The sequence below is a fragment of the Oleiphilus sp. HI0128 genome, from assembly GCF_001635365.1.
Map to the genome: position 1 here is coordinate 1 of NZ_LWGG01000772.1, position 8443 is coordinate 8443.

The following is an 8443-nucleotide window of genomic DNA, read 5'->3' on the forward strand; positions in this document are numbered from 1 at the left end:
CTTCAAGATAAGTTTTCCCTGGGAATTTAATTCCCCTAAAGAGCCGTTAAAGACTATGACGTTGATAGGCTGGGTGTGTAAGTGCGGTAACGTATTGAGCTAACCAGTACTAATTGCTCGTGAGGCTTAACTATATAACGCCCAAGTGGTTTTATAGTGAATGATTATTCGTACAACGACGGGTAACGCAAATTGGATATGAGTCTTCGTTAGACAGCAGAGATAAAGTTAGCTATTACTTGCTATTGTTAAAGACGCAGAATTAAGTGTTGTTGATCAAGTATCAGCAACCGAAGTTTTGTCTGACGACCATAGAGCTTTGGAACCACCTGATCCCATCCCGAACTCAGAAGTGAAACGAAGCATCGCCGATGGTAGTGTGGGAGGTCCCATGTGAGAGTAGGTCATCGTCAGGCTTCTATTAGAAACCCCAGTAGGTCATCCTGCTGGGGTTTTTTTATTGTCTAAATAAAAGCCTTAGTCTGAAGAAACGCTTTCGTGTAGTTAGGGGATAAATATGCATAGCCCGCTACCTGCATTCAGCTAATACAATAACACTATCTGTTTTATTGCATTTGTTTACATTTCTGAACCCCCATTTTTCGGGACATGCAGCGGAGTGTGATGTCTTAGTTGAAGTAGCTGTGATTGAGTGCACAGCATTCTTTTAGATAAATATATATAGTTACATTCGCTTATAAAAAATAATACAAAGACAAAGCAATAGAGTTTTAGTTGTAGATTTTGGGTCGCCGAACAATTCGTTAATGGAACTTGAATAGGTAATTCCGCAGGTATGGGAAATCGGTTGAAAAAATTATTTTTTACAGTTTTGGCTGTAGCCTCAGTTGATGTAGTGGCTGAGCTTAAGCCCATTGCTGATGATGAGCTGAGTCAATACTCTGGCCAAGCCGCTGTTGCCTTTGATATTGATCAAATAGGCTCGAATAGCTATACCCGCGTTACATTGGGTATGGAATCAAAAATGCAGATGAACATTAATAATGTTGAGTTAGGTAAATACGAAAGAGATGGTGAGTTAGGCGCTGACTTCTCTGCTACTAACCTAGCATTTGGTTCTATATCTACTGATGCCGCTCAAGTTCAGCTAGATGGGCAAACTTACGCGGTAAACGATATTATTCCTTTTGAAGTAAATGATCCGTATTTCGAAATTGCCAAAGACGCTACCGATGAGCTTGTAGGCTTTCGTTTGGGCTTTGGTGAAGCTCGTGGTCAGCTTAGCGGTGACTTTGATAGTATTTCTGGTAACGTTGGCGCTACGATTACTGATTTCTTTGGCGATGATTACCAAGCATCGATGCTTAACTTAAGTGGCGATGTCGATAATACTCGTGCTAAGTATTTTGGTGTAGGTAATGATCAAAGTGGAGGTGCAACGGATTGTAATTCGGGTTTTTACTGTTATGACCTTGCAGACTATAAGACTCTTGATGTTGGGCAGAGAAACTCTACAACAGGTAATGTTGATTACACCAACGACTTTTTCATCTCTTTTCAGAAAGAAGACACCGACTGGTCAACGAGTGATGGTCAGATGACCACTGCTTCAGGTGTATTTATTAACATACCTACTTCTCTTCATATAGATATGAATACCGGCACTAATGCTAATGGTACTGAACGAGTTCGGGTGGAATATATCGACCGTGGTGTTGGTTTATTTAAGCCGTAAAATCTTTTCCTTTATTAATCTTACAGTTCTCGAAAAGCAAGCCTATAGAGTACAATATGAACCTTCTTAGATTAGGAGGTTCTAATGCAGTCCATCTTTTGGCACGACTACGAAACATTCGGCGCAGATACTCGCCGAGATAGGCCAAGTCAGTTTGCCGGTGTTAGAACCGATTTAGATTTAAATATCATCGAAGAGCCAACGACTTTTTACTGTCGCCCTTCAGAAGATGCTTTGCCTTCTCCAGAAGCTTGCTTAATTACTGGCATCACACCTCAATATGCACAAGAAAACGGTTTCTCTGAGGTCGAGTTTGCCAAGAAGGTAGAAGAGATTTTTTCAGTCCCGTCTACCTGTGTGGCTGGCTATAATAGTATTCGCTTTGATGATGAAATCACTCGAAACCTGTTTTATAGGAACTTTATAGACCCTTATGAGCGAGAGTGGAAAAACGGTAATTCACGCTGGGACTTAATCGATGTTGTGCGTTTAACTTACGCTCTTCGACCCGAAGGGATCAATTGGCCTTGTGATGACTCTGGAACGCCAAGCTTTAGGCTTGAGGTCTTAAGTCAAGCTAATGGTATTGAGCACTTGTCAGCACATGACGCGATGAGTGATGTTTATGCCACCATCGGCCTAGCTAAGCTAATCAAGTCAGCACAGCCACAATTGTTCGACTATGTTTTTAAAAATAGAGACAAGCATAAGGTACTAGAGTTACTCGAACCAAATAAGCTTAAACCGGTTTTTCATGTTTCTTCGAAATTTCCTGCAAGTAAAGGGTGTTGTGCGCTTATTGTGCCGCTATTTCAAGACTCCAAGAATAAAAATTCCTTTATCTGTTTTGATCTAAGGCAAGACCCTGCTTACTTGTTTGCGCTGAGCAATGAAGAGATTCAGCGTCGGCTTTACATGCCTTCGGCGCAGCTTTCTGAGGGCGAAGAGCGGCCAGCAATCAAGGCGATTCATGTAAATAAATGCCCAATGGTTGTTCCTGCTGCAATGATAAAGACGATGTCTGCTGAACGACTTGAACGCTGGGAGCTGAATCTGGATTTGATGAGGTCACACTTAGAATGGATCAGAAATAACCCAATATTTGTTGAAAAAATTAAAGAAGTGTTCAGCCTGAGCTCCCCCGAGAGAAACGAAACAGACCCCGACTTGATGATATATAGCGGTGGTTTTTTCTCTACCCATGATAAAGCTGAGATGTCGCGCGTTAGGCAGGCCAGTGATATTGAGTTGGAGGAAGAGGAGTTTAGATTTCAGGATAGTCGTTTGCCGGAATTATTGTTTCGCTACAAAGCGCGAAACTTTCCTCAAACTTTGACGGAGGAAGAGCAGTCAAAGTGGGAGCGGTATTGTGCAAACAAATTGATGAGCGCCGATGGCGGGTACCTTACTTTTAAAGAGTTCTTCGATCGCATTCATGCAATATCTCAATCGGATATCGACTCTAAATCTCAGTCGGTGCTTGAAGATCTCCGGTTCTATGGTGAGTCTATCATTCCATATGCCTAGTAAAGAGCTTCAGATAGCGCGGGCTATCTGAAGCTAAATAAGCTTTTTCTAGAACTTGCTGAACCCTTGCCATTGTTCAGTAGAAAGATTCGTCATGCCCTCGGCGCTGTTAATTTCTGTCTTTTCTGGTTCTCTTGCCTGAGAGTTTTCAGAATTAGATTTTGCGACAACAGTAAGCACCCCGTTTTCGTCAGCAATAATGTTCTGAACTAGAGTGCTCATATCTTCTAAGGTAAGAGAGTTCACTTCTTTAGCTAATTGTTCTTTGGTGTCGAAGTCTACATTTTTTATATCAATGTCTTTCCAAAACCTATTGGAGCGTGAATAAAGGGTGTTGTCTTGCTTTAGTAGGTTTGCAACAACCGAGCTCTTGTGCTTGTTCAAGTCAGCTTTGCTTGTTGACCTAACTGTCTCTAAGCTTGTATGAATGAACGCCTTGGTTTCCTTATAAAGCTCTTGGCCTGTGTTACTAGGGGACTGAACAATGAACGCTATAGCCGGTACTTCAAGCAACTCAAAATTTGTTGCGAATACGATGTAACCCATTTGTTTTTGAGTGCGGACTTGGTTGTAGTAATCACTAGAGAGTATTTGAGTGAGTAGTAAGTACTTAGCACGTTCTTTGTGACTAGTAGTTTTTCCTTGTACATAGTGAACAAAGCCGGTATCACTGTGCTCGGTGTCGAGCGTGTTGAGCCAAGGAGTCTTAGGTGGTATGCGGCGAATTTTGGCGCGGCTGACCTCGGTCTTAGTTGCCTTATCAAGTAATATGCTTTGAATTAATTGTGCATTATTGAGTGTTGATGCACGCGATAGGTTTCCGCTACTCAACACTGCTATATCTAGTTGAGACAGAAAGTCTTCACGAAACTGATTAATATCTTCTAGTTTTATATCTCTAAGTGCGCTCAGACGTTCTTCTTCATTCCAAGAAGGAGCAATAACTACGTTCTGAGCTTTGGAAATAGCTTGCTGAAATGGCTTCTTATCTTTTGCGTTTGATAGGCTTCTAGACAAGCGTTCTTTCATTATAGAGAAACGAGAGGGAGAAAACTCTGCATATTTAACGGTGTTAAGTAACTTGCTTAGAAGTTGGGCCTGTCTATCGCTGTACCCGCTGATTTTGATGGTTACACCACGCATATGCTTGTATAGCTCGTAATGAAGGCCTGCAAGATAGGCAGGGTAGCTATATTCATTAAGCGAGTCAGTTAGAAGTTTTACTAAAAGATCTGTCATATTTAGCGTTGCCGCAGACTTAAGCGCTTCAGGGGAGCGTATGGTAAGGAATAAGTTTGATTTAGGCGTGCCAAAGCTAGTGTCAGTGTGATGCCATACTTCTAAGCCAAGTTGTTTGAGCAGAAGCTCTGGCTTTTCAGTATTCATCGTTTTAACTATTGATATGTTTTCCGGAATAAAAATGTTTTTCTCTGGCAGGCTTAGCCTATTGTCCTGCTTAGGCTTGATGAGTTTATCCAGAAGGTTCTGATCCAGTTCTTGAATGTTATAGGGTGCGTCGTACCAGTCAGTAAACCGTTTTCCAACAACTGCTTTAGCGCTAACCGCAACAAACATATTCTTGGGATTAAGATGGCTTAAGTATGTTTTGTATAACTCGTGATCGAACTGCTTGAGCGAGTAGGGCTTGATAAGAATATCTTCTGCTGAAGTAAACTGGAGCGCCCTTGATAGCTTGCTCGTGAAATGAATGGGTTCACTTTTCTCTTGATAGTTAAAAGCAATATCTAACATGGTTTTTTGTTCGTCAAAGTAAAGCTTTTTCAGGCCTTCTTTACGTAGAAGGTCAATATAACTATGAATGGTCTCTAGAATTCGTTCCTGGTTGTCAAAGCCAAACTGAGTCAAGCTCATGCGGATAACAAACAGTTCTTTGACTCTAGTATCAAACTCTGCACCGGCCGATAGTGAGTCGACTAGGTTTTCATTTTTTAATGCCGACAATAGGCTGCCTTTACCCTCATGGCCAATCAGGTTTGATAGGTAGGATACAGGCTTTGAGTCTTGGTGAAGGCTTGATGATGGTATGGGGAATGCGAGCATCATTGATCGCTTGTCCATTATCGATTGCGCTTCAACTTTTACAGGTAGGAAATCTTCTGCGAAGAAATCTTGCGATATGTCGGTAAACTCGACGTTGCTGTTTGGAATGTTACTGAACTTGGCTAGTGTCCACTTTTTAAGTGTTGAAAGAGGCTCTTTCCCCAAAATTACCAAAGTCATTTGATTCGCAGAGTAATTCTTTTGATAAAACTCTAATAAAGTGTCGCGTAACTTTTCTTCGCCTTTGTCACTCAGGGTTTCAAGGTTTCCAACAGAAAAGCGGCTATAGGGGTGATCGTCGGCTAATACTGCTTTTATTACAGAATAAAAGCGTCGTCCATCATCCTTGACTTTGGATGTGTATTCGGAATGAACAGCGTTAACTTCACGCTCGACATACTCGGCGTTAAAAAGCGGGTGAGTGAACTGCTCAGAAAAGCGTTCAAGCGCCGCTTCTAGGAATTCGGGTCGGATATCAAAGAAATAGTTTGTATTTTCAGGTGAAGTATATGCATTGTGTGAGCCGCCATGTTGAGTGATATATTTCTGATAAGCATCAGGCTCAGGGAATTTTTCAGTGCCAAGGAAGAGCATATGTTCAAGAAAGTGGGCCAAGCCCGGATATTCAAGAGGGTCACTTGCGCTGCCAATATTAACGTCTAGAGACGCAGAAGATTTATCGGTATTTGGGTCGGAAACCAGCAAGACTCGAAGTTTGTTTTCTAGTACTAAGTAATCGTAGTGCCGGCTATCATTAGGGCTTTTTTCTATAGAAAGGGAGGCGTTAACATTACTAGATATAATACCTACAGCGCATAATATGAAAAGCAAATAAACTGGCCGTAAAATTGATATTCCGAACACAGAAATTCCTCGATGATCAAAGTAAGTTTAGTGAGCTAGTATAGTGTTATTTCAGCTTGATAGGGGCTTTTGTTAAAGCAAGTTCACGTTAATAACATAATTATATATATTAGAGTAATGTATCTACGTAATCTGTAGTTAAAATAAGNTCACATGGCCGATTAGTATTATATTTCAGCATATTTTTGGCTTTATACTACAATTATCTTTGGTGTGGTCGCATTTGATTTCAGACTTAAGATACTGATGCAGGGAATTAACTAGTTATCCATTGGTAAGCGAATTCTGAGCGAAGCGCAATCAATTTATTCTTTTCGGGGTATTAAGTAATGAGCTATTTTTTGACCGGTGGAACCGGTTTTATTGGTCGTTTTTTAGTTGAGAAACTAATCGCGCGTGGTGAGAAGATATATCTTCTTACACAAGAGTCCAGTATGGAGCGCTATGAGGAATTGCTTGAGCGTTTTAACGTGTCAGGTGATGACGTTGTAGCGATCGTTGGCGATTTGACTCAGGATAACCTGGGTATCTCTGATGCTCAAATGGCCGAGCTCAAAGGAAATGTTAAGCACTTTTATCATCTAGCAGCGATCTATGATTTGAACGCTGGTGCTGAAATTCAGAAAGCAGTAAATGTACAGGGCACAAGAAACGCAATTGTTGCCGCGACAGAAATGCAAGCAGGCTGTTTTAACCATATTAGTTCGATCGCAGCAGCTGGTCTTTATAAGGGGACGTTTAGAGAGGATATGTTCGAAGAGGCCGAGAACCTTGACGATCCATACCTTCAAACAAAACATGACTCGGAAAAGGCTGTTCGAGACGAATGCTCTATTCCTTTCAGAATCTATCGTCCTGGTATGGTTGTGGGGCACTCTAAGACTGGTGAGATCGACAAGATTGACGGTCCATATTACTTCTTCAAAATGCTGCAAAAAATTCGTAACACTTTACCAAAGTGGATGCCTACTATTGGTATTGAAGGTGGCCGCATTAACGTTGTGCCGGTCGACTTTATTGTTGATGCAATTGATCATATTTCCCATGCAGATGGTGAAGATGGAAAATGTTTCCATTTGACTGACCCAGACCCACACAAGGTTGGTGAGGTTCTAAATATTTTTGCCGAAGCTGGTCATGCGCCAACCATGACAATGCGTGTTGATTCTCGCATGTTTGGTTTTATTCCTTCAATGGTTAGGAATGGCCTAAAGAACCTTCCTCCTGTTAAGCGTATTACGAGTGCGGTTTTAAATGATTTTGGTGTTCCAGAGTCGGCAATGGGTTTTATCAATTACCCAACAAAGTTCGACTCTCGCGAAACAGAGCGTGTATTGAAAGGATCAGGAATCGAAGTTCCTCGTCTAGAATCCTACGCACCTGCTATTTGGGATTTTTGGGAGCGTAACCTAGACCCAGATTTACATAAAGATCGTTCCTTAAAAGGTACTGTTGGTGGAAAAGTTTGTGTTGTCACGGGTGCAACATCGGGTATCGGATTGGCGACTGCGCATAAATTGGTAGATGCTGAGGCAATCGTATGTATCGCTGCTAGAACGCAAGAGACTCTGGACGAAGTTAAGGCTGAGCTACAAGCAAAAGGTAAGGGTGAAGTGCATGCTTATCGTTGCGACTTCGCGGACATGAATAACTGTGATGAGTTCGTTGAAGCCGTGCTAAAAGATCATGGTCATGTTGATTATTTGATTAATAACGCAGGCCGCTCGATCAGACGTGCGATTAACCATGCATTTGACCGTTTCCATGATTATGAACGAACTATGCAGCTAAACTACTTTGGTTCTTTGCGTTTGATTATGGGGTTCGCGCCATCAATGCTAGAACGTAAGTGCGGCCATATCGTTAATATTTCCTCTATTGGGGTACTAACTAATGCTCCACGCTTTTCTGCATACGTTGCATCAAAAGCTGCTTTGGATGCATTCTCACGTTGTGCTGCGTCAGAATTTTCCGATAGTAATGTGACTTTCACAACGATTAATATGCCGCTTGTGCGTACGCCGATGATTGGCCCAACTAAGATCTACGACTCTGTTCCGACATTGTCGCCAGATGATGCGGCAGATTTGATTGCTGAAGCGATTGTGCATCGACCAAAGCGTATCGCTACACGCTTGGGGACTTTTGCTGCAGTACTTCACTGCTTAGCTCCTAAGGTTGGTGAGATTGTAATGAATACTGGCTATAAGATGTTCCCTGATTCAGCTGCGGCTCAAGGTAAGGGGCAAGCTAATGAAAAGCCAAAAGTTTCAACAGAGCAGGTTGCATTCGCTG

4 protein-coding genes and 2 rRNA genes are annotated in these 8443 nt (G+C 41.9%); 5 read left to right on the forward strand and 1 reads right to left on the reverse strand.

Annotation, left to right across the window (positions count from 1 at the left end; genetic code table 11):
• The 4 genes from A3763_RS10825 to sbcB all read left to right on the forward strand — a co-directional run.
• Window positions 1–134, forward strand: a 23S ribosomal RNA gene (locus tag A3763_RS10825); the annotation flags it as partial.
• Between the two features lie 167 nt (window positions 135–301).
• Window positions 302–416 (forward strand): 5S ribosomal RNA (gene rrf, locus A3763_RS10830).
• A gap of 392 nt (window positions 417–808) precedes the next feature.
• Entirely contained in the window at window positions 809–1696 is an 888-nt protein-coding gene (locus A3763_RS10835; protein WP_156490548.1) for a DUF6160 family protein, read from the forward strand.
• A gap of 84 nt (window positions 1697–1780) precedes the next feature.
• Window positions 1781–3223 carry an exodeoxyribonuclease I gene (sbcB, locus tag A3763_RS10840; protein WP_068512962.1) on the forward strand — a complete coding sequence of 481 codons (1443 nt, stop codon included), beginning with the start codon at window positions 1781–1783 and terminating at the stop codon, window positions 3221–3223.
• Window positions 3224–3271: 48 nt separating this feature from the next.
• Here the strand turns inward: sbcB and A3763_RS10845 are convergent, their stop codons facing one another.
• Window positions 3272–6115, reverse strand: a complete 2844-nt coding sequence (locus tag A3763_RS10845; protein WP_156490641.1) for an insulinase family protein — start codon at window positions 6113–6115, stop codon at window positions 3272–3274.
• A 362-nt stretch (window positions 6116–6477) separates the two neighbouring features.
• On the opposite strand from A3763_RS10845, the gene A3763_RS10850 reads away from it, so the two are divergent.
• The coding region (locus A3763_RS10850; protein WP_068760013.1) for an SDR family oxidoreductase at window positions 6478–8443 on the forward strand (1966 nt) is incomplete at its 3' end.